Here is a 20366-nt window from a genome sequence, read left to right as displayed (position 1 = left end):
ATGAATCCCAGAGTTTTAGAATTATTAAAGAATCCGAAAAATATTCAGTCAGAAGATCTAAATCTTTTGAAAGAAGAAATTCATGCCTTTCCATATGTTCAAAACATCAGGGCACTACATTTATATGGAGTTCACCTTTATGATCAGGAAAATTATCAGAAAGAGCTCTCCACAACTGCTGCGTATACCACAGATAAAAAAATCCTTTATCAGCTCATCAATGGTAAAATCCGTCCGGAATCCAGACCCGTTGAAACGGCTGAAGAGAAGCAGGCTGTAAAACCGGCTGCAAAACCTGCACGCTTCGGGTATAAAGACAAAGCTTTTCCTATTAAAAGAGAGGAGACTGTTGCAAAAACGGAAGAAAAGCAGGACGAAATAGCTGCCTGTATGCTGAACATTCCCCAGGAAGTTACACATATCTATGTGAACGGAGAAAGAAACAGAATTCTGTTTGAAGGTGAAGAAAACTTCCTGAATGAAGAGCATGCAGAAACGATAGATCTTGAATCCACCCTGGAATCCGGAACGCTGGTAACCCAGAAGACGGAATTTGTTTCCAAGCCTGTAAGCCTTATTCAGGAAACAGTTCAGCAGGAAAACGAAAAGTCAGACGCCGGTATAACTCCGGATGCAGATACTGAGTTTACCCCTGAAGAAATTGTGAACGAAGACCAGCTTTCAGATCCAACAGAACAAGAAGAGATTGCCCAGAAAGATCATCAGAGCTTTCATGAAATTGAGCGTTTGGAAGAAATTGTTGATGACGAAGTTAACTCAGAGGCAAAAGAAACAATTTCTGAAGAACAGGAAGAAGCAGTTGAAGAAGCAGAAGCGAGTGCAGAATTTACACCTGAGGAAATCATCAGTGAAGAACAGTCTTCGGAAGAAGAAGTAGAAGAAATCACTGAAGACAATGATATCAGTTTCCATGAGGTAGAACGTTTATCTCCGGAAGCTGGTCAGAAAGAAAATAATATTGCAGAAGAAGCTCCATCTGAAACAGAGCAGGCGGATGATGCTGAAATAAGTTTCCATGGGACAGAGTCCTTCATGTCTGATGTGAAGATTCAGGCTGCGAATACAGAAGAAATGCTGACTGCAGAAGCTGTTGTTAAGCCATCAATCAATAAGCACGAGGAAGAAATGAGACGTCTGATTGAGGAGGTTGAAAAGAAGATGAAGGAAACGAAACCTGCAGCAGAAAATATAGTAGAAGAACCCGAAGCGGAAGATCATGAGATTAGTTTTGCTGAAACCCAGAATTTCCATTTCTGGTCAACAGGAAGTGATGAACCTAAATTAAAAGAAGAAACCGCTGCAGAAAATATTGCTGAAAACCAGGAACCTGAACAATCAGAAGAGATTCCCGAGGAAGAAACAAAAGAACCTGAAACAACGCATGAAGTCAATACAGCGTGGAAACCTATGAGTGTAAATACTCATGTTCCTGATTCTCTGATTTCCAAAGAAGCCGCTTCTCCAGAAGTTAAAACTGAGGATATAACGCCGCCGGAACCTGTTCAGGCCGTTAAAGAAGAACAGGAAGAAATCGTAGCTGAAAGCTCAGTTACAGAGACAGAAACTGTTCAGGAAGATACAGAAGAGGCTTTAGAAACAGCGGAAAATGAAGAAGAAAGCAATGAAACAACTTCGCAGGAGGAAGAAGCTCCGGTAATGAGCGTTTCGTTCTTCGGCTCAGATATTTCAAGCTGGTCTGGTGGTGAAGCTAAAAATGAAACTGAAAAAGTAGAAACGGCACAAAATATAGAACCGGAACAGCCTGCCCAGGCAGTTCTTGACAGTAATGTTCCCGGTTTTATCAATACATGGCAGAGCTGGCTGAAAATCGACAGAACTGAAGACGTTGAAAAGGAAAAAACGGTGATCAAAGAAAAAGCAATCGAAACATTCATCGAAAATAATCCAAGAATCAGTCAGCTGAAAGAAGAAAGCTCTTATGTTGTCAAAGAAAGAAATGATGATATTTCCCATCTGATGACAGAAACACTGGCCAATCTTTACTTTGAACAGAAACTGTACAGCAAAGCCATTAAAGCATTTGGAATTTTAAAGAAAAAGCATCCTGAAAAAGCAGAATACTTTGATGCTAAAATCAAGGAAGTTAACGACAGTAAAAGCGGTAAATAGATGAGCATACGCTTGGTGTGTATTTTTCTGCTGAGTTTTATCTCCTTTTCGTCTGCCCAGGTCAGGCTTGATGAAGAATTCCCTGTCAGCACGCTTAAATATACAACAATACTTCCCGTAAAACATTTGAGTAAGGAAGCTGTAATCACCAGATTAAATGAAATGCCACAGGCAAAGTCCCTGTTAAGCCGAGGGTGGGAATCAACAGGATCATCTTTTAATTCTTTTAAAGAAATAAAAGGTTCTGCATTTTTTGATAAGATTAATAAAACAAAAGATAAATACTGTAACTTTTCCATTTCCGTCGTAGCGGTTTATAATAAAGGAAACTTTGATGTTGAAATAACAGCTCAGTTTTTTGATAAATTTCTATCAGGTGGAAAGCCTCGTTCCCCAAGTGATGCAGAATACCTCACGTATTATCAGGAAATGACAAAAGAGTTTATTCCGTTGATTACAGAATATCTCACCGGGAAAAAGACCATTCAGGAAAATCATGATGAAATGCTGAACCGGGCGGCTGACCTGACCTCGGAAGGAAAAACCTTGGACGCTTTAAATATTTACAGCAAAGTGTTGGCTTCAGATCCGGATAACTCATTGGCTCTTTTTAATAAAGCTCAGGTTTTATTCTCATTGAAAAAATACCCCGAAGCTCTGAATATCATTCGTACAGCAGAGAAAAACAAAAATGTATCCGATTTCGATGCTATAGCCTATAAGAATCTGAAAATTCAGATATTCATCATGACAAATCAGAATGAAAAGGCTCTGTCAGAAATTAATAAAATAGGAAGAGACTTTGACAATACAGACCCGGCAAAGATCTTTGAAACCGCTAAAAATGATAACGGAGATACATTTTTAGCTCCTTCGGAAAAAACAGTATTATTTCTAAGATCTGCAGCATATCTTCTTATGCTCAACAGAAAAAAAGAAGCCCTCAATGCTCTGAAAAAGTATGAAAAACTGATTCCCGATCATAACAATAGGCTTTTAAGCAAGTTGTTTACCTACTATTGCCAACTGAAGTTATCGGAAGATGCAGAAAGAATCAGGCTGTTAATTACCAAAGATGATCCTTCATCAGACCTGAAATGCTCTAGCTAAGGTTCTATACTCGTTTTCCGTAGTTTCCGCCATGCTTTTCGGCCATAAACAACAACCAGAATAATAAGAATTACAGCACAAACTGCGGCAACAAAAGGAGCGGCCATGGCCAATACAGACATAATACCTGCCCCTGCCGTTTCAGTAGTTCCCACAACAGAATTTCCCAGTCCGCCCGTTGTCGCTGTAGAAGCTGCCCGGATTCCGGCAAAGCCCGAACTGATGGTTGCTGCTGTCCCACCTCCTGCAATTAATGCAAGCGCCCACTGCTGAAATGTCCCCAAATCTGCAAACTGGCTGGCAAATAATATCGATCCGGCTACCGTAGCCATCGGAACTGATATGGTATCTAGCAAATGATCTACAAACGGAATATAATAAGTTAAAATCTCAGCAATGGTAGCAATGCCGGTTGTAATTAGGGCAGGAAGACCGGAAAGCCACTCAAAACTCTCATTCATGGGAATCCAGTGAAGGTATGAGGCAAGACTTACGGCAAACATCGGGAGAAATACTCTGAAACCTGTTGCCGCTGCAAGACCAATGCCGATAAACGCACTGAGAACATAAGAAAAATAGGGAATGTTGTCTAACATATTAATTTTCAGATTTATTGTTTTCCCTAAAGTTACAAAAACCGGAGCATAAATTGTACTAATCTGTTTTTATTGTAAAGAAATAAACATTGGAATGGCTGGCTTATGATCATGCAGAAAGGCTTCTTTATCCCCGAAGCTTTTTTATTCTCACACAGATTTTTTTAACTTAAATGTGCTTCTATGAGTAAAGTTAAAGTATTAGATTTTCATTTGTGCATCGGTGGCAATTGTTTTTATATTCTCTCGGATCAGGCAGATTACGCAGATTTTTAATCTAATGAATAATAAAAATCGTAGTTTTTAAAAACTTTTGTGAACTTCTACACAAAAAAGCATTAAACTTATATATAACTAAAGTGTAAAAACTTTTGTGTCTGTTGTGGTTAAAAAATAATTTCCCACAAATGCCACGGATCTTTTGTGTTTAGCCTTTCAGTATTTCACAGCCAATTAAGACTTCTTCTGCATCTGACACAGTTTGATAAATTCCGCCTGAACATCCTGAAATTTCGGAGGCATTTCCGAAGAAGCCCAAAACAACATGGCAATTGTTTTTTCGCCGAAAGAACTTTTGAATAAATCCTTATTCAGACGATAACATTCTCTTAAAAGGCGCTTTATACGATTTCGATGCACTGCTTTTTTAAAATACCTTTTAGAAACAGAAACACCTACTCGCGTACTTTCCACCGGCTGTCCGGGTTTATCTTTCAGAATGATGATTCTGAGTGGGCCGCAGCTTCTCCATTTACCTTTGTCAAAAAGTAAAGAAATCTCAGTATTCTTTTTGAGCTTTTCTGTTTTGGGATAGTTAAATTGCTGCATTAATCTTGTTTCACTAAATAGTTGATGACCTCGGCGGCTGCATATAAACCAAAGATAGCCGGAATAAAGCTGATGGTACCATAAAAAGATCTTTTAAAATTGCTTCCGTCCGTCATTTTCAGGCTTTCCTCCTGTTGAAGTTCATTAGAGAAGACGCATCTGAACCCTTTATTGATTTTCTCTTTTTTCAGTCTCTTTCTTATCTGTCTGGCAAGATAACAGTTCTGCGTTTTGCTGATATCCCTTACCATTACTTTACTCGGGTCAATTTTTCCACCGGCTCCCATAGAACTGACGAGCTTGATCTTTCTTTTTCTGGCGGCTTTAATCAGACATAATTTGGGCGTAACACTGTCAATACAGTCAAGAACATAATCAAACTTGCCCGAATCCAGCACTTCATCCATTCTTTCAGGATTAAGAAATTCGTTAATCTTGATCAGGTTAAGCTGAGGATTGATGTCCAGCAGTCTCTCAGCAACCACATCTACTTTATGCATTCCTACCGTAGAATGAAGAGCAGGAAGCTGTCTGTTGATATTGGTAATATCTACGGTATCGCCGTCTACGGCTGTCATATTTCCGATTCCGGCTCTCACCAGAAATTCTGCAGCAAAAGATCCTACACCTCCCAATCCTACAACCAGAACATTGGCTTTATTCAGTTTTTCCAATCCTGCTTCTTTGATCAGAAGCTCCGTTCTTTCCAGCCAGTATTTATCCATTTTTTATTGTGTATAAATTTTCTAAAATTTGTTCATTCAGCGTTTCCAGTGAAATTCCCTTTATTTCAGAGACCTTATGATACAGTTCTTCAATACTAAAATCATCATTGTCAGTCTCTAAAAAGAGTTGATTTAAAGGAACTGCCTTTAAAATATCCTGCAAAGATAATTGATACAAAACAGCTTTTCCAAAACTCAGATAAAAATTCCTGGCCAGCAGATCTTCCGCAATTGCTCTCTTTTTATTAAAACCATGAATGATCATCGCCTGCTCAGCCTTTTTTTTTAAAGAAATCACCTCGTAAAATTTTCTTACACAATGAATAATAAGCGGTTTTTTGACCTCATTGGATAAATAAATCTGCCTTAGAAATACTTTCTCCTGAATTTTTTGAGGAACCGGAACGATAGAATCCAGTCCACATTCTCCTATGGCAAAACAGTTTTCAGAAATCGAGGATGCCAGCCATCTGAATTGATCTTCCATAAAATCCGCATCAATATCCTTAGGGTGAATCCCTGCTGAATAAAGATGACTCCTGGGAGTTATACCAAGGTCCAGATTATAGATCCCGTACGTAATATTTTTCTTATGGTGATGAAAATCAAAAAAATCCATTCCCAAAAATACAATTATCCAGAAAATTAATTTAAAATTATTAAACGAACGTTTATAAATCTGTTAAAAATTTCTTAACTTTACTCAAAGTGCATCTCAATGAGAAAAAAATTTACAGAAAAACAGATCCACATACTTGACATTGCCGAGGAACTGATCGCAAAAAAAGGATACGAGGGAACTTCTGTAAGAGACATCTGTTCCAAGGCAAACATCAATGTAGCGATGATTTCCTATTATTTCGGTTCCAAAGAAAAAATGATGTCTTATCTCTATCAGTACAGAGTATTGAAAACCAGAGAAAATTTTTCTGAATTTGCAGATACCATCAAAGAAGGAAAACCTGAGATGCAGATGCGTGAGATGATCAAGTATATTGTTTCCCAACTGTTCAAATACAACTATTTCCATGGTTTTGTAACCCAGGAGCTAAGGCATACCGATAATTTGAAAGACGAATTACTGGACTTCTATCAGCTTTTTGTAAAAAAACTGGATGAGGTGATCAAGAAAGGAGTTGCTTCAGGAGTTTTTACATTTACCCCAAAGCCCGAAGACATTCTTACGATGATTATCGGCTCCACATTATTTGTTATCCGCAACAAAAACTTCTATGAACTTTATGTGCCCAGCAAAAACGAAGAAGCCTATGCCAAAGAAGCAGAGAAAAAAGTAAGAATGAATCTTTTACTCAGTGTTTTTGCAATTTTAGGATACGCTGCAGACTAAAATTACGTTAAATATTCATAAAAAAAAATCTATTGGCAAAAAAGTTATATTTTTGCAAATTAGTAAATCGGCTGTGTAATCCGAAAACTGTTGAATTTTTTATATGAAAAAATATATTTTAGGCCTTTTTGCAGTAGCAGTGGTTTCATCATGCGTAAGCCAGCAGGAAAGAGCCATGAGAAGTGCTGACAAGAATTTTATCTTAAAAGCAGCTAATGAAAACTTTGCTAAAAAGAAGTGGAAGAATGCATTAGCCCTTTACGACAGACTTACCAACCTTGTGGCAGGAACGGATGATTTTCCTAATGTAGGTTTCAATACCGCTTATGCCAACTATTACGATGAGAACTACAAACTGGCAGGACATCAGTTTAAGAACTTTGCTGTAAACTTTTCTAAAGATCCGAGAGCGGAAGAAGCTTCCTATATGTCTGCTTTATGTTACTATGAAGGTTCTATGGATTATAACCTGGATCAGTCTACTACCGAAACAGCAATCAATGAATTACAGGATTTCCTGAATAATTATCCTAACTCAGAAAGATCTAAAAATATAGGCCAGCTTATTGATGAACTGTCTTATAAATTAGAGTTCAAAGCCTATGAAAATGCAAGACAGTATTTCAAAATGGGTGACTATAAAGCGGCTAACGTAGCTTTGGATAATGTTCTGGAAGATTTCCCAAGTACAAAACTTCGTCCGAAGATTTATGATTATATCATGAAGTCCCGTTATGAACTGGCAACAAAATCTATTTATGACCTTAAGGATGAACGTATTGAAAGTGCCCTTTCTTACACTAAAATGGTAGAAAAAGAACTTCCTAATACAGAATATTCCAAAACAGCAGTAGACCTGAGAGGAAAGCTGGAAAAAGAAAAACAGAATTTCGTTGTTGTTAAAAAACAGACTGAAGCGAGAATTGCAGCAATGACAGAAAAACAGAAAAGAGAAGCTGAAAAGCTGGCTGCAAAGAATAAAACCGACCAGCAGATCAAAGATCAGATCAGCAATGAAAAGAAAGCAATGCAGATCCAGAGGGACAGTGCGGCACTTCAGACCCCTCCGCCGGCAGCGACTTTCAAAATTCAAAGATAATTCGTAAATTTGCCATCTTAAAATAAAATAATTTTCTCAAAATGAGTGTAAAAGATACAAAAGCAGAAGTAAATACTATTACTTACGATAAAGATAAGATTGAAGATAAAGTAGGTTCAATCTATGAAGCTATTGTTATCATGGGAAAGAGAGCAGAGCAGATCAATGCGGAGATCCGTACGGAACTTCACAATAAACTTGATGAGTTTGCTGTTCACAATTCCACATTGGAAGAAGTTTTCGAAAACAGAGAGCAGATTGAGATCTCCAAGCATTACGAAAAACTTCCAAAGCCGACTTCAATTGCTATTGAAGAGTGGTTAAACGAAGATATCTATTTCAGAAAGACAGAAGACAGAAAATAGTCATTTGTGTTTTTTATATATGAAGGTCATAAGGGAATTCAGTTCTTTTATGACCTTTGTCGTTGGATAAACCGTCTTTGTGCGAAAAAATAAGTAATTTAGTGATTCAAAAAATTAAAACTAAATGAGTATTTCCGGTAAAAAGATACTTATCGCTGTTTCTGGAGGAATTGCGGCCTATAAAATCCATTTCCTGATCAGGGACTTTATAAAAAAAGGGGCTGAAGTTCAGGTGGTCATGACTCCCGATGCAGAGCATTTTGTAACCAAGCTGAGCCTTTCCACCCTTTCCAAAAAACCTGTTTATTCCGATTTTTACGGTGATAACGGAAACTGGAACAGCCATGTGGAGCTCGCTTTATGGGCGGATGTGATGATCGTGGCGCCGTGTACCGCCAATACCCTCTCAAAAATGATCCACGGAATGTGTGATAATCTGGTTATTGCGACTTACATGTCTGCGAAATGCCCGGTATTCATTGCTCCGGCTATGGATCTTGATATGTATGCACATCCTTCCACTATAAAAAATCTTGAGTTGGCAGAAAGCTATGGTCATAAAATTATTCCTGCGGAAAGCGGGGAACTGGCCAGCGGATTGGTAGGACAGGGAAGAATGGCAGAGCCGGAAACTATTGGAAATACCGTTGAAAATTTTTTTGCTTCTTCGGGGAAAACCAAAAGCCTTGAAGGAAAAACAGTGCTTATTACCGCAGGGCCAACCTATGAAGCCATTGATCCGGTGAGATTCATCGGAAATCATTCGTCCGGGAAAATGGGCTTTTCCTTAGCAGAAGAAGCCTCAAAACGGGGAGCAAAGGTCATTCTGATCTCAGGACCAAGCTCACTGGTTACCCATGATGCAGCCATTGATTTACATAGAGTAACCTCGGCAAAAGAAATGCTGACCAAAGTTTTTGAATTTTATGAAGGTGTAGATATTGGGATTGCCAGCGCTGCTGTTGCAGATTATGCCCCGAAAGAAATTGCTAAAGAGAAAATTAAAAAGAATGATGAGAACCTGACGATTGAACTGGTTAAAAATCCCGATATTCTTAAAACAATGGGTGAGAAAAAGACCCACCAGTTTTTAGTAGGCTTTGCCCTGGAAACCCAGAATGAAGAAGAAAACGCCAAAGGAAAGCTGGAAAAGAAAAACCTGGATATGATCGTGCTGAACTCTTTGCGTGACGAAGGAGCAGGCTTTAAAAACGATACCAATAAAATTAAAATATTTACCAAAACGGAAAAGAAAGAATTTAACCTTAAATCAAAAGAGGAAGTTGCCGGAGATATTCTGGATTTCGTTGAGGCTCAACTTTTAAAATAATTTTAATAAATTTCCGTTCTCAATTTTTAATAGATAATGAAAAAAATCATAAGCTTATTTTTCCTGCTTTTTATATATCAACTTAGTTTTTCCCAGGAATTGCTTGCCAATGTGCAGGTTAACTCCCAGCAGCTGGGAGGAAGTAACCAGCAGGCCTATAAAGCTCTGGAGAAAAGTCTCAGGGATTTCGTTAATAATACAAGCTGGACCGGTAAAAAGCTTCAGAACTTTGAAAAAGTAAAGTGCAACTTTGCCATCGTTATTGCTGAGAAGGACGGAAACAGATATAAAGGCAGCATTGTCATTCAGGCGGTACGTCCGGTTTACAATACTTCATATGAGTCACCACTCGTTAATCTTCAGGATCAGAGATTTGCTTTTGAATATGTTGAAAATGAGAATCTTGTTTTTAACGAAAGACAGTTTTCAGGAAAAAACCTGATTGATGTGGTTAGCTTTTATGTATACCTGATCTTAGGGTATGATGCCGACAGCTTTCAGTCTATGGGCGGTTCACCATGGTTCTCTAAAGCACAGCAGATCGCTCAGAATTCCCAGAACAGGAATTATGAAGGCTGGAATACCATCAATGAACCGAGAAGCCGTACCATTCTGATCAACGAAATTATCAATCCAAACTGGAGTCAGCTGCGTTCTGCGATGTACAGCTATCACCGTGCCGGGTTAGATAATCTGTTCAATCAGGATCAGACCACAGCGAAAAAAGTAATCTTTGATGCGCTTATGCAGCTGAAAATGTATGAAAACTCTTTCCAGCAGGCCTATTTTTTCAATTTGTTCATAGACAATAAAAGTGATGAGATCTTCAATATTTTCAATTCCGGAAACAATGGTGGAATTGTGATGAATGATCTTAAGCAGCTGATGATGACTCTTTCTCCAAAATACACGGAGAATAAATGGAGCAAATGGAAGAATTAAGGTATGATAAAAGAAACGATTGAAGAAATTGTTGACAGAACCCTTAATTCCTGGGTAGAAAATGAAGCCAATCAGCTTCCCTGCGATATTGAAGAAGCCATGCTTGCCCCGGATCAGCCAGATGAGGAATGGAAATTCTGGCTTCCCGTTAAAAGTACGGTAACCGATACTGAACTTCAGGAACTTGAAGCAGAAACCGGATTTGTTTTCCCCGAAGATTTTAAAAAGTTCCTGAAACATAAACATTTTTACGAGCTTCAGATCTCAGAGATTTCTTTTTGCCCACATCCAATTAATGTATGGAGAGCCTCTCTTCGTGAAATGATGTTAGATACCTACCCCAGAGAATTTCTTTTTGATAAAGGATATATTCCGTTTGCCCTATACAGTGACTGGGGATTATTGTGTTTTGATACGCACCATCATAACGCTGTAGTTCGCTGGGATCACGAAGATGCTGAAACATTCGAATATCAGTACCAAGATTTCTATGAACTGCTGACTGAAATTTCAAAAGTATAAGTCTCATATTTAATCGATGTCTGCCGTTTCTGCTTTCGCTAAAAAAACTTATTTTTACAATTCATATTAACCTCTGATAAAAACGCGGATTATCCATGCTTTCAAGAATTTACATTAAAAATTTTGCTCTGATTGATACCCTTGATGTATCATTGCATAACGGTCTTCAGGTAATCACCGGAGAAACCGGAGCAGGAAAATCTATTATCTTAGGAGCTCTTAGACTTATTCTTGGTGAAAGAGCAGATGTGAAGTCTATTGCCAGCACGGAAGAAAAAAGTATTGTGGAAACTGAATTCGCTTTAAATAATCAGTTCAAAAAATTCTTCATAGAAAATGACCTGGATTATGAACATCAGACAATTATCAGACGGGAAATACTTCCTTCAGGAAAATCAAGAGCCTTCATCAATGATGTTCCGGTTACTCTTGATATCCTTAAAGAATTGTCTTCGCAGCTGATTGATATTCATTCTCAGTTTGAAACCTCCAACTTATTCACTCCTGAATACCAGTTTAAGATTATCGACGGACTTTCTGAAAATAAAACGTTAATTGAAGAATATCAGAATGTATTTTCAGATTTCCTGAGCCTTAAAACTCAGTTAAAAAAACTCCAGACTCTGCTTCTGGAAAACAGAAAGGAAAGTGATTATAAAACATTTCTGCTCAATGAACTGGAAGAACTGAAGCTGGATGATGTAGATTATGAAGATATGCAGAACCAGCTTTCTATTCAGGAAAATGCAGGAATGATCTCTGAAAATATCGGGCAGATTCTTTCCAGATTCCATCAGGAAGAAGTGGGAATTCTTTCCTTCTTTAATGAAGCTAAAAATAAGCTGTCCAGGATTGCTGAAGTTTCAGGAAGCTTTTCAGAATTAAATGAAAGGCTGGAAACTTCCTTCGTAGAACTGAAGGATATCATCTCCGAGCTTGAACATGAAGCGGAAAGAATAGAAATTAATCCTGAAAATCTGGCCTTTCTAACTGAACTTAATAATAAAATCAACGCCTTACTGCTTAAGCATAACGTTTCAGATCTTAATGAGCTGATTGAACTGAGAGACCAGCTGGCGGGAGAGCAGAAAGGCGCTTCAGAACTGGAAGCAGCCATTGAAGAAATAGAAGAGAATATTTCCAAAAAAGAAAAAACACTTCAGTCTCTGGCTGAAAAGCTGTCTAAAAACAGAAAGAAATCCGTTCCTGTCTTTATCTCAAAAGCAGAAGGGCTTCTTAAAAAATTAGGTCTTGAAAAAGCCAGAGTAGATATTGATCTGAAAGATGTACCGGAATTTAACCTGTTTGGAAAAGAAGGCATTCAGTTATTGTTCCAGGCCAATTCAGGATTCCCTTTAAAACCAATCCAGACCGCTATTTCAGGAGGAGAAAGATCAAGAGTGATGCTGGCTGTCAAAAAAATCATTGCGGAAAGTGATGAACTTCCTACCCTTATTCTTGATGAAATTGATACCGGGGTTTCCGGAAAAGTGGCCGAAGAGATTGGAAACCTGATGCGCGATATGTCAGGAGATATGCAGCTTATCGTTATCTCCCACCTGGCTCAGGTTGCTGCCAAAGGAAACAATAACTATAAAGTTCTGAAACAGGACATTGCCGGGAAAACCCAATCTACCATTGTTCCTTTAAGCGATGAAGAAAAACTGAACGAAATTGCACAGCTGCTTTCCGGAAGTAAGATTACGGATGCTGCATTGGCACAGGCAAAAGAATTGATTGGCTGAAAAATTCTGTAACATATCTTACATTATCTTTACTAATGTATAAAAACTAAGATATGTTTCTAAAATTCCTCAAGCTGGAGATTAAAAGCTTTTTCCGTGGTACTTCTGTAGGAGTGAATCTTGCAATGAAGATCCTGCGGTTTATCGGGATTGCTTATTTTATGGCCTGTCTGGCAGGCGGTGCTTTTATTGCTTTCTTCTATATACAGGAAGAAATACATCAGGATCCTTTGAAAGTGGTTTCCCGGTTTCTGATAGCAGCATGGGCGGTAGACCTGATCATGAAGTACATATGGCAGGAAATGCCTACCCAGAACATCAAGCCGTTCCTTACCCTCAATATTCCTAAGAATACCCTCGTCAATTATATGCTGACGAAAACGTTTCTTTCAGCATTCAGCTGGTTAAATTCTTTGTTTTTTGTTACATTTTGCGGGATTGCTTTGTTTAACGGATACAGCTTTGTTGGTATTTTAACCTGGTTTATCGGGATATCTCTGTTGTTTTATCTGAACAACTTTATCAATATCCTTTTCAATGATAAAGAAACCATTGCCATTATTATAGGATGTATCTTTCTGGCAGTGGGAGGGATGGCTTATTACAATATTATTCCGGTGCTTTCCTATTCTGAAAAGTTCTTCTACAGTTTTTACGATAAACCTTACTTTTTGGTCATTGCGGTAATCCTGTTTTCTGCTTTATGGAAAATAAGTTTCAACCATGTGCGTAAAGTATTTTATCTGGATCAGGGGCTTGAGGCTAAAAAAGAAGTCGGAAGAACAGAAAATATCGCTTTCCTCAATAAGTATGGGGTGATAGGAACCTTCATCAATAATGATATTAAAATGCTGAAAAGGAATAAAGTGACCAAAGGAATCCTTCTGGGCAGTTTTCTCTTTCTTTTCTACGGAATGCTTATGTTTTCATCACCATTGTATAAAACCCCAGCGATGATGATGTTTATGGGACTGTTTGTAACAGGAGGATTTCAGTTTCTTTTCGGACAGCGTGTTCCTGCTTTTGACAGCTCTTATTATCCGCTGATGATGACCCTGAATGTTCCTTACAAAGAATATTTAAAAGCAAAATGGTGGCTGATGAATATTGTGACTGCAGCTTCAGTGATTCTTGCTCTGGCTTATGTATATTTCGGCTGGGAAATTTATGTGACTTTTTTAGCAGCAGGGATTTATAATATCGGGGTTAATTCCCAGTTTACGCTTTGGTCGGGTGCATTTAACAAAACCCAGATCGACCTTAACTCAAAAGAAAAGAGATTTGGACAGAAAAATAGCTTTAACATTAAGGCTTTACTTCTTCTGATTCCTAAGATGCTTCTTCCTATGGCGGTTTTCGCATTGTCAAAATACATTTTTGGGATGACAGGAGCCGTAATAAGTATTGCGGTTTTGGGATTGATTGGCTTTCTGATCAGAGAAAAGATCTTCGATATTATCGTAAAGCATTATAAAAGAGAAAAATACAGTACAATAGACGCATTCAAAAATAAAGGTTAATACAATGATTACTATAAATAATTTATCCAAAACATACGGAACAGCAACTGTTCTTAACATAGAGAATCTGGAAATTCCTAATGGAGAAACTTTCGGCCTTGTAGGAAACAACGGAGCCGGAAAAACAACCCTTTTCAGCCTTATGCTTGATCTTATTCAGGCATCAACAGGCTTTGTAAGTATTGACGGGATTAAAGTGAATGAATCTGAAGCATGGAAAAGCAAGGTTTCAGCATTTGTAGACGATACATTTTTAATCGGGTACCTTACCCCTGAAGAATATTTTTACTTTATCGGTGAATTAAGAGGGCAGAATAAAGCAACGGTAGACGAGTTTCTGAAACAATTTCATGACCTTTTCAATGGCGAAATTTTAAAGTCTGGAAAATATGTGCGGGACCTGTCTAAAGGAAACCAGAAAAAAGTAGGAATTGTAGGCGCTATCATCGGAAATCCTGAAATCATCATTCTGGATGAGCCATTTGCCAACCTGGATCCGTCTACCCAGATCAAACTTAAAAATCTGATCAAAGAATTATCAAAGCAGGACGGGGTTACTTTCCTGATATCCAGCCACGATCTTTCCCATACGACTGAAGTTTGCAATAGAATTGTGGTGGTGAATAAAGGCCAGCTTGTAAAAGACATTAGAACCAATCCGGAAACCCTGAAAGACCTGGAACAATACTTTGCAGACCAGGTTTCATCTCCAGCAGCAGCCCAGGAACCTGTTTAAATTGTATTCATCAAGTTTATTAAAATCTGAGTAATCTGCCTGATCCGCAAGAATATAAAAATATCCATAAAGATCTGTGAAATTTGTGAGATCTGTGGGAACCCTTTTTTAACCACAACAGGTACAAAAGTTTTATTGCCACGGATACACTGATAAATTCTTGCATCCGTGGCAAAGAATTATTCCAACTACTAGGGGCACAAAAGATTTAATGCTGTGGGCGTTTTAAGTTGAATACTTTATGAATAGAAGTGCACTTAAGTTTTGATAATTTTCTTAAATTTAAGTCAAGCTTAAAAAAATATAAAGGAAAACATGGGAATAGAATCGCAAAATGTTACGGATTACCCTAACAGTAATACCATTTTTATGGTCTGGAAACTTCACGACAGCCTGCAGCTGAAAGATGTTTTTCAACAGCTCTGTGCTTTGGTTCTCAATCTTAATAATTCTGGTTTCAACAGGTTTCCGGACAGCAGAGTAAGCTGTGTCATGGGAATAGGTGCTGAAGCCTGGAAAAAGCTGGAACTTCCTACACCGCTTCCTAAAGAACTGGCTGTTTTTGAAGAAATAAAAGGAATAAAGCATACCGCGGTTTCCACGCCGGGGGATCTTCATTTTCATTTGAGGGCAGATAATAAAAGCCTGATCTTTGATATGGCGATTGAGATCTCAAAACTTCTCAGTTCCGTTGCGGAAAGCATTCTGGAAATTCACGGGTTTAAATATTGGGACGCCCGCTCTATTCTGGGGTTTGTAGATGGTACGGAAAATCCGCATGGTGATGACAGGGACTTTTTTGCCAAAGTAGGAGATGAAGATCTTCAGTATAAAGGCGGAAGCTATCTTTTTGTTCAGAAATACATTCACAATATGGATGCCTGGAAAAGCCTTTCCACACAGGAGCAGGAAAAAGTGATCGGAAGATCCAAAGAAAACGATATTGAAATGTCCGATGATGTAAAACCTTCCAATTCACATATTGCTCTGGCTAATATTGAAGGTGAAAATGGAGAAGAACTGAAGATTGTAAGAGATAATATGCCATTTGGAAGCCCTTCTTCCAATGAATTCGGAACTTATTTTATTTCCTATGCAAGTACATTCAGTACTACCAAAAGAATGTTGACCAATATGTTCATTGGAGATCCTCCGGGGAACTATGACAGGATACTGGATTTCAGTACAGCAGTTACAGGAACCCTTTTCTTTGTTCCTACCAGAAATATGCTGGATGATTTTTCAGGATAATCAGAATACAGGCAGAAGTTATTTCTGTCTTTTTTATTACCCTTTTACCTTTTTTCAAAAAAAATTTTTTTTTGTGTAACCTTTTTAAACTTTCGTTGTCTTTATAATAGAAACAGATTAATCATGAAGCTTTTGTTCGGAAATAAAAAAGAAGATTTGCTAAGCCGCCTGAAAAGACAGGACCCGGCTGCTCAGAAAGTTTTTTATGAGCAGAACGTAAAGAAATTTCTGAGTACGGCCAAAAGCTATGTCAGTGATTTGTATCAGGCAGAAGATTGTGTAATCAAAGCTTTCTGCAAAATCTTTAAGCATATTGAAACTTTTCGGGGAGATGGAAATCTTGAGGGCTGGGCGAGAAGAATTGTGGTGAATGAATGCCTCAATTTTATCAAAAGCCACAAAACGGTTTTTTATATTGATGATGTAAACCCTGCAGTTCTGGTTGAAACCCACAACGAAGATCCAGTCTTCGATTTCAATGCCCAGGACCTTTTAGACCAGCTTCCGGATGCCTACAGAATGGTTTTTAACTTATATGTTCTGGAAGGATTTTCACATCAGGAAATTTCCGAGACGCTGAAGATTTCTGTTTCAGTAAGCAAAACCCAGTTGTTTCGCGCCAAAGAGAAGTTAAGAGCACTTTATCTTCAACAACAAAAAACAATGAAAAATGAACACACTCAGAGATAATTTAGACCAACGCATCAAAAAGCAGATCGAGGAAAGAGAGATTGCCCCTTCAAGAGATCTTTGGGCGGAGATTGAAATGCAGACGGCAGCAGCCCCTTCAAAGTTTAAGATGAACTGGATTCTGGCAGCAGCCTGTGTGATTCTTGCTTTCGGTTTAGGATTCGTTCTCTTTTTTAACACCGAAAAAGAACCCCCTGTAAATAGTAATATGGTTGAGATAAAGCCGAAAACATCAGGGAAAGAAACCCCTGTAAATCTAAATAAAGACATAGAACCTGCTTTGGCAGATCAAAAACAAAATATCATTCAGGAAAATAACAGATCTGTTGAAATTATTAAAGAAATTCCTGCTTCAAAAGCAATGGCAGAAGAAGCACAAAAGCTTTCTGTAAAAGAAAAAGCCCCCTTGATTATTCCGTCTGTTCCGCAAATTCCTGTAGAGAAAATTATAGCAAAAACAGAAGATTCTTCAAAGGTTCGGGGAAAAAAGAAAAGATATGTGGATCCTTCTACACTGCTCTTTTCCGTGGAGCATAAAGATATCATTCAGAAAACCAAGGAAAGCAACGTTGCTTCAATAGATCTGAACGGAAAATAACCCTTTTTTAACAATAAAAAATTAATAATATGATCAAGAAATTTATCCTGATGGGATTCCTGTGCCTGTTATCCGGCTCGGTGTATGCACAAAAAAAGACATTGACCTTTAACCTCCCGTCAAAAGAAGACAATGAAGTAAGTCCTATCGTAAAGGAAAAAGTAGATGAATACGCCAGAAAAATAGATGCGATCATCCAGGAAGAAAAAAAGAATATGGAAGCAGAACTGCTTGAAATTCAGAATAAAAACCTTGAAAGGTCTGAATTTGATAAACAGAAAGCAGCTATTGCAGATCGTTATTCAGAAAAAATAGATCAAAGAATCGAAGACCTTGGTTTTGATCTGGATACGGTTATCCAGAAACAGGTAAAATATTCCCTGCTGAATTCTGATGTGACTTCAAAAGAAGAATTAAAAGAAAAGCTTCTGAAGAAATTTCGTCCTACAAAAGATGTCGGGGGATATATTTCATACGGAATCATGAATCTTACGAACAATAAGGCGGATAATAGTCTTGATAAAAACTTAGGCTATGCCGGAAACTTTGAATTTGGACTTAAATTCAATTACCAGTTCAGCAGAACCAGCGCATGGGGATTGATTTCGGGGATTGGATTTTCCTGGAGAACACTGAATATTGATAATAATATGTTTTTTACGAAAGACGGAAATGCGGATGTTTATCTGGCAAATTATGATAAAGGTTTAGACAAAAGTAAACTGAGAACAGGATACATCGTGATGCCGTTGGGAATACAATATAACTTCTCTAAGCTGAAAAATGCAGGGATGGACGTGCAGTACAGGGATTATCACAAAGGATTAAAAATAGGGGCAAATGTATATGGCGGAGTGAAAATGTCTACCAACAACATCATCAAAGGAGACGGGATCAGCCAGCGCGAAAGAGAAAATTATCAGGTTAATCCTTTCATCTATGGCGGACAGTTCACAGTTTCCTACAATGACTTCAGTATTTTCGTGAAAAAAGACTTTGGAAATTTCTTTAAAGACAACCGCTTTGAAAATGATAAAGCCCTGGTTTTCGGAGTAGGACTTTGGTGGTAAAAAACGTAACCATTCATATAAACAGAAAGAAAGCAGGGGGAGGGAAGTCAATGCAGCCTTAAAAAGACAATCCGGCTTTATTGAATTGTAGAGCCATTAAAAATTATTTTGATATAGAATTATCGGTTAAATAATAACTTCCAACTTCCGGCTTTTTATTCACCAAGTATTTTAATAGAAAAACCTCAGAAATTCTGAGGTTTTTCTATGGTATAGAGTTGTTAGTTAATGTATTATTTCAGGCTGCCAACCATATCTTCAGGCTTTACCCATTCATCAAACTGTTCAGCCGTTAAAAGTCCGAGGTTGATGGCTTCTTCCTTCAGGGTAGTACCGTTTTTATGGGCTGTTTTAGCAATTTTTGCTGCATTTTCATACCCGATATGTGTATTCAGCGCGGTTACCAGCATTAAGGATTTGTCTACAAGCTCTTTAATTCTTTCACGGTTGGGCTCAATGCCAACAGCACAGTGATCGTTGAATGAGATGCAGGCATCGGCAATCAGCTGTGCAGACTGAAGGAAATTATAAGCCATTACCGGTTTAAAAACATTCAGTTCATAATTCCCCTGGGTTCCTGCAAAAGAAATCGTTGTATCATTTCCTAAAACCTGGGCGCAAACCATCGTCATCGCTTCATTCTGGGTAGGATTTACCTTTCCTGGCATAATAGATGAACCAGGTTCATTTTCCGGAATGAGAATTTCCCCAATTCCTGAACGCGGACCTGAAGCAAGAAGCCTGATATCCTGAGCAATTTTGAATAGAGAAACGGCAAGCTGCTTCAATGCACCGTGAGACTCTACAATCGCATCATGGGCTGCCAGTGCCTCAAATTTATTTTCAGCGGTTACAAAAGGATGATTCGTGAATCGGGCGATATATTCGGCTACTTTTACATCATAACCTTTAGGGGTGTTCAGACCCGTACCAACAGCAGTTCCGCCTAATGCAAGTTCCGAAAGATGAGGTAACGTATTTTTTAAAGCCCTTAAACCAAATTCCAGTTGGGCAGCATATCCTGAAAACTCTTGTCCTAAAGTAAGCGGAGTGGCATCCATCAGGTGGGTTCTTCCGATCTTTACAATATCTTTGTAAGCTTCCGCTTTGGCAGAAATGGTATTTTTAAGTTTTTCAACCGCAGGAATGGTTGTCTCCACTACTTTTTTATAAGCCGCAATGTGCATGGCTGTTGGATACGTGTCGTTAGAAGACTGTGATTTATTCACATCATCATTCGGATGAACTTCCGATTGATCTCCCAAAGTTCCGCCGTTGTTCACATGAGCACGGTTTGAAATGACTTCATTGACATTCATGTTCGACTGTGTTCCGGAGCCCGTCTGCCAGATCACCAGAGGAAACTGATCGTTAAGCTTCCCTTCCAGAATCTCATCACATACTTTAGCAATCATATCTCTTTTCTCTGTTGAAAGTACACCTAATTCCGCATTGGTATAAGCTGCAGCCTTCTTCAGATAAGCAAAAGCATCAATGATTTCGTGAGGCATCGAACCTTCCGGTCCGATTTTGAAATTGTTTCTTGAACGCTCAGTCTGTGCACCCCAGAATTTGTCAGCAGGTACCTGAACCTCGCCCATAGTGTCTTTTTCTATTCTGTAATTCATTGTGATTGAAATTTTATAATCTGTTTGGTTTTCTGCCACATTTAAAAGAGTTTTGCGGCCTGATTATTTAATTCCTATAAAGTTACTTATTAACTCAGAACCTCACAATTTA

20 protein-coding genes are annotated in these 20366 nt (G+C 38.3%); 15 read left to right on the top strand and 5 right to left on the bottom strand.

Translation table 11 applies throughout. The features are described 5' to 3' along the window. Both FW768_RS14295 and FW768_RS14290 read left to right on the top strand, forming a co-directional pair. Complete coding sequence (locus tag FW768_RS14295; protein WP_153396495.1) at positions 1–2151, top strand: hypothetical protein; 2151 nt, start codon at positions 1–3, stop codon at positions 2149–2151. Then, on the top strand, positions 2152–3261 hold the full coding sequence (locus FW768_RS14290; RefSeq protein WP_153396493.1) for a tetratricopeptide repeat protein: 1110 nt from the start codon (positions 2152–2154) through the stop codon (positions 3259–3261). It abuts the gene before it with no gap. On the opposite strand, the gene FW768_RS14285 is transcribed toward FW768_RS14290, so the two are convergent. The 4 genes from FW768_RS14285 to FW768_RS14270 form a co-directional block, all read right to left on the bottom strand. Continuing rightward, complete coding sequence (locus FW768_RS14285) at positions 3258–3857, bottom strand: DUF4126 domain-containing protein (protein ID WP_153396491.1); 600 nt, start codon at positions 3855–3857, stop codon at positions 3258–3260. The two genes, FW768_RS14290 and FW768_RS14285, sit on opposite strands and share 4 nt — an antisense overlap. A 453-nt stretch (positions 3858–4310) precedes the next feature. Continuing rightward, positions 4311–4685 (bottom strand): ribonuclease P protein component, encoded by a 375-nt coding sequence (gene rnpA, locus FW768_RS14280; protein WP_153396489.1) that lies wholly within the window; start codon positions 4683–4685, stop codon positions 4311–4313. Then, positions 4685–5410 (bottom strand): tRNA threonylcarbamoyladenosine dehydratase, encoded by a 726-nt coding sequence (locus FW768_RS14275; RefSeq protein ID WP_153396487.1) that lies wholly within the window; start codon positions 5408–5410, stop codon positions 4685–4687. Before FW768_RS14275 ends, rnpA begins: the two co-directional genes overlap by 1 nt. Beyond that, positions 5403–6029, bottom strand: a complete 627-nt coding sequence (locus FW768_RS14270) for a TatD family hydrolase (protein WP_153396485.1) — start codon at positions 6027–6029, stop codon at positions 5403–5405. The genes FW768_RS14275 and FW768_RS14270 overlap by 8 nt, the downstream gene beginning before the upstream one ends. A 99-nt stretch (positions 6030–6128) precedes the next feature. Here FW768_RS14270 and FW768_RS14265 point away from each other — a divergent pair, with 99 nt between their 5' ends. From FW768_RS14265 to FW768_RS14205, 13 genes are all read left to right on the top strand, one after another. Continuing rightward, on the top strand, positions 6129–6758 hold the full coding sequence (locus FW768_RS14265; protein WP_153396483.1) for a TetR/AcrR family transcriptional regulator: 630 nt from the start codon (positions 6129–6131) through the stop codon (positions 6756–6758). 103 nt (positions 6759–6861) lie between these two features. Next, complete coding sequence (locus FW768_RS14260) at positions 6862–7857, top strand: outer membrane protein assembly factor BamD (RefSeq protein WP_153396481.1); 996 nt, start codon at positions 6862–6864, stop codon at positions 7855–7857. A 41-nt stretch (positions 7858–7898) separates the two neighbouring features. Further along, positions 7899–8222, top strand: coding sequence for a DNA-directed RNA polymerase subunit omega (locus FW768_RS14255; protein WP_027372958.1), 324 nt, complete (start codon positions 7899–7901; stop codon positions 8220–8222). A gap of 124 nt (positions 8223–8346) precedes the next feature. Next, positions 8347–9552, top strand: coding sequence for a bifunctional phosphopantothenoylcysteine decarboxylase/phosphopantothenate--cysteine ligase CoaBC (coaBC, locus tag FW768_RS14250; RefSeq protein ID WP_153396480.1), 1206 nt, complete (start codon positions 8347–8349; stop codon positions 9550–9552). A 36-nt stretch (positions 9553–9588) separates the two neighbouring features. Further along, positions 9589–10494, top strand: a complete 906-nt coding sequence (gene porD, locus FW768_RS14245; RefSeq protein WP_153396478.1) for a type IX secretion system protein PorD — start codon at positions 9589–9591, stop codon at positions 10492–10494. Between the two features lie 3 nt (positions 10495–10497). Beyond that, positions 10498–11016, top strand: coding sequence for an SMI1/KNR4 family protein (locus FW768_RS14240; protein ID WP_153396476.1), 519 nt, complete (start codon positions 10498–10500; stop codon positions 11014–11016). Positions 11017–11111: 95 nt separating this feature from the next. Then, positions 11112–12761: a DNA repair protein RecN gene (locus FW768_RS14235; protein WP_153396474.1), complete on the top strand. Its 1650-nt coding sequence runs from the start codon at positions 11112–11114 to the stop codon at positions 12759–12761. A gap of 53 nt (positions 12762–12814) precedes the next feature. After that, positions 12815–14281 carry a DUF5687 family protein gene (locus FW768_RS14230; RefSeq protein ID WP_153396472.1) on the top strand — a complete coding sequence of 489 codons (1467 nt, stop codon included), beginning with the start codon at positions 12815–12817 and terminating at the stop codon, positions 14279–14281. 4 nt (positions 14282–14285) lie between these two features. Then, positions 14286–15017: an ABC transporter ATP-binding protein gene (locus FW768_RS14225; RefSeq protein ID WP_153396470.1), complete on the top strand. Its 732-nt coding sequence runs from the start codon at positions 14286–14288 to the stop codon at positions 15015–15017. Positions 15018–15332: 315 nt separating this feature from the next. Next, positions 15333–16268, top strand: coding sequence for a Dyp-type peroxidase (locus FW768_RS14220; protein ID WP_153396468.1), 936 nt, complete (start codon positions 15333–15335; stop codon positions 16266–16268). Positions 16269–16391: 123 nt separating this feature from the next. Next, positions 16392–16958: an RNA polymerase sigma factor gene (locus FW768_RS14215; protein WP_153396466.1), complete on the top strand. Its 567-nt coding sequence runs from the start codon at positions 16392–16394 to the stop codon at positions 16956–16958. Continuing rightward, on the top strand, positions 16939–17556 hold the full coding sequence (locus FW768_RS14210; RefSeq protein ID WP_153396464.1) for a hypothetical protein: 618 nt from the start codon (positions 16939–16941) through the stop codon (positions 17554–17556). Before FW768_RS14215 ends, FW768_RS14210 begins: the two co-directional genes overlap by 20 nt. 29 nt (positions 17557–17585) lie before the next feature. Beyond that, entirely contained in the window at positions 17586–18626 is a 1041-nt protein-coding gene (locus tag FW768_RS14205; protein WP_153396462.1) for an outer membrane beta-barrel protein, read from the top strand. A 233-nt stretch (positions 18627–18859) separates the two neighbouring features. On the opposite strand, the gene fumC is transcribed toward FW768_RS14205, so the two are convergent. Then, the gene (gene fumC / locus FW768_RS14200) at positions 18860–20254 is read right to left on the bottom strand and encodes a class II fumarate hydratase (RefSeq protein ID WP_153396460.1); all 1395 of its coding nucleotides are present in this window, start codon (positions 20252–20254) and stop codon (positions 18860–18862) included. Positions 20255–20366: the final 112 nt, after the last annotated feature.

This window comes from Chryseobacterium vaccae, assembly GCF_009602705.1.
In the GTDB taxonomy this organism is placed as follows: domain Bacteria; phylum Bacteroidota; class Bacteroidia; order Flavobacteriales; family Weeksellaceae; genus Chryseobacterium; species Chryseobacterium vaccae.
This window is presented reverse-complemented; position numbering and strand designations above follow the sequence as displayed.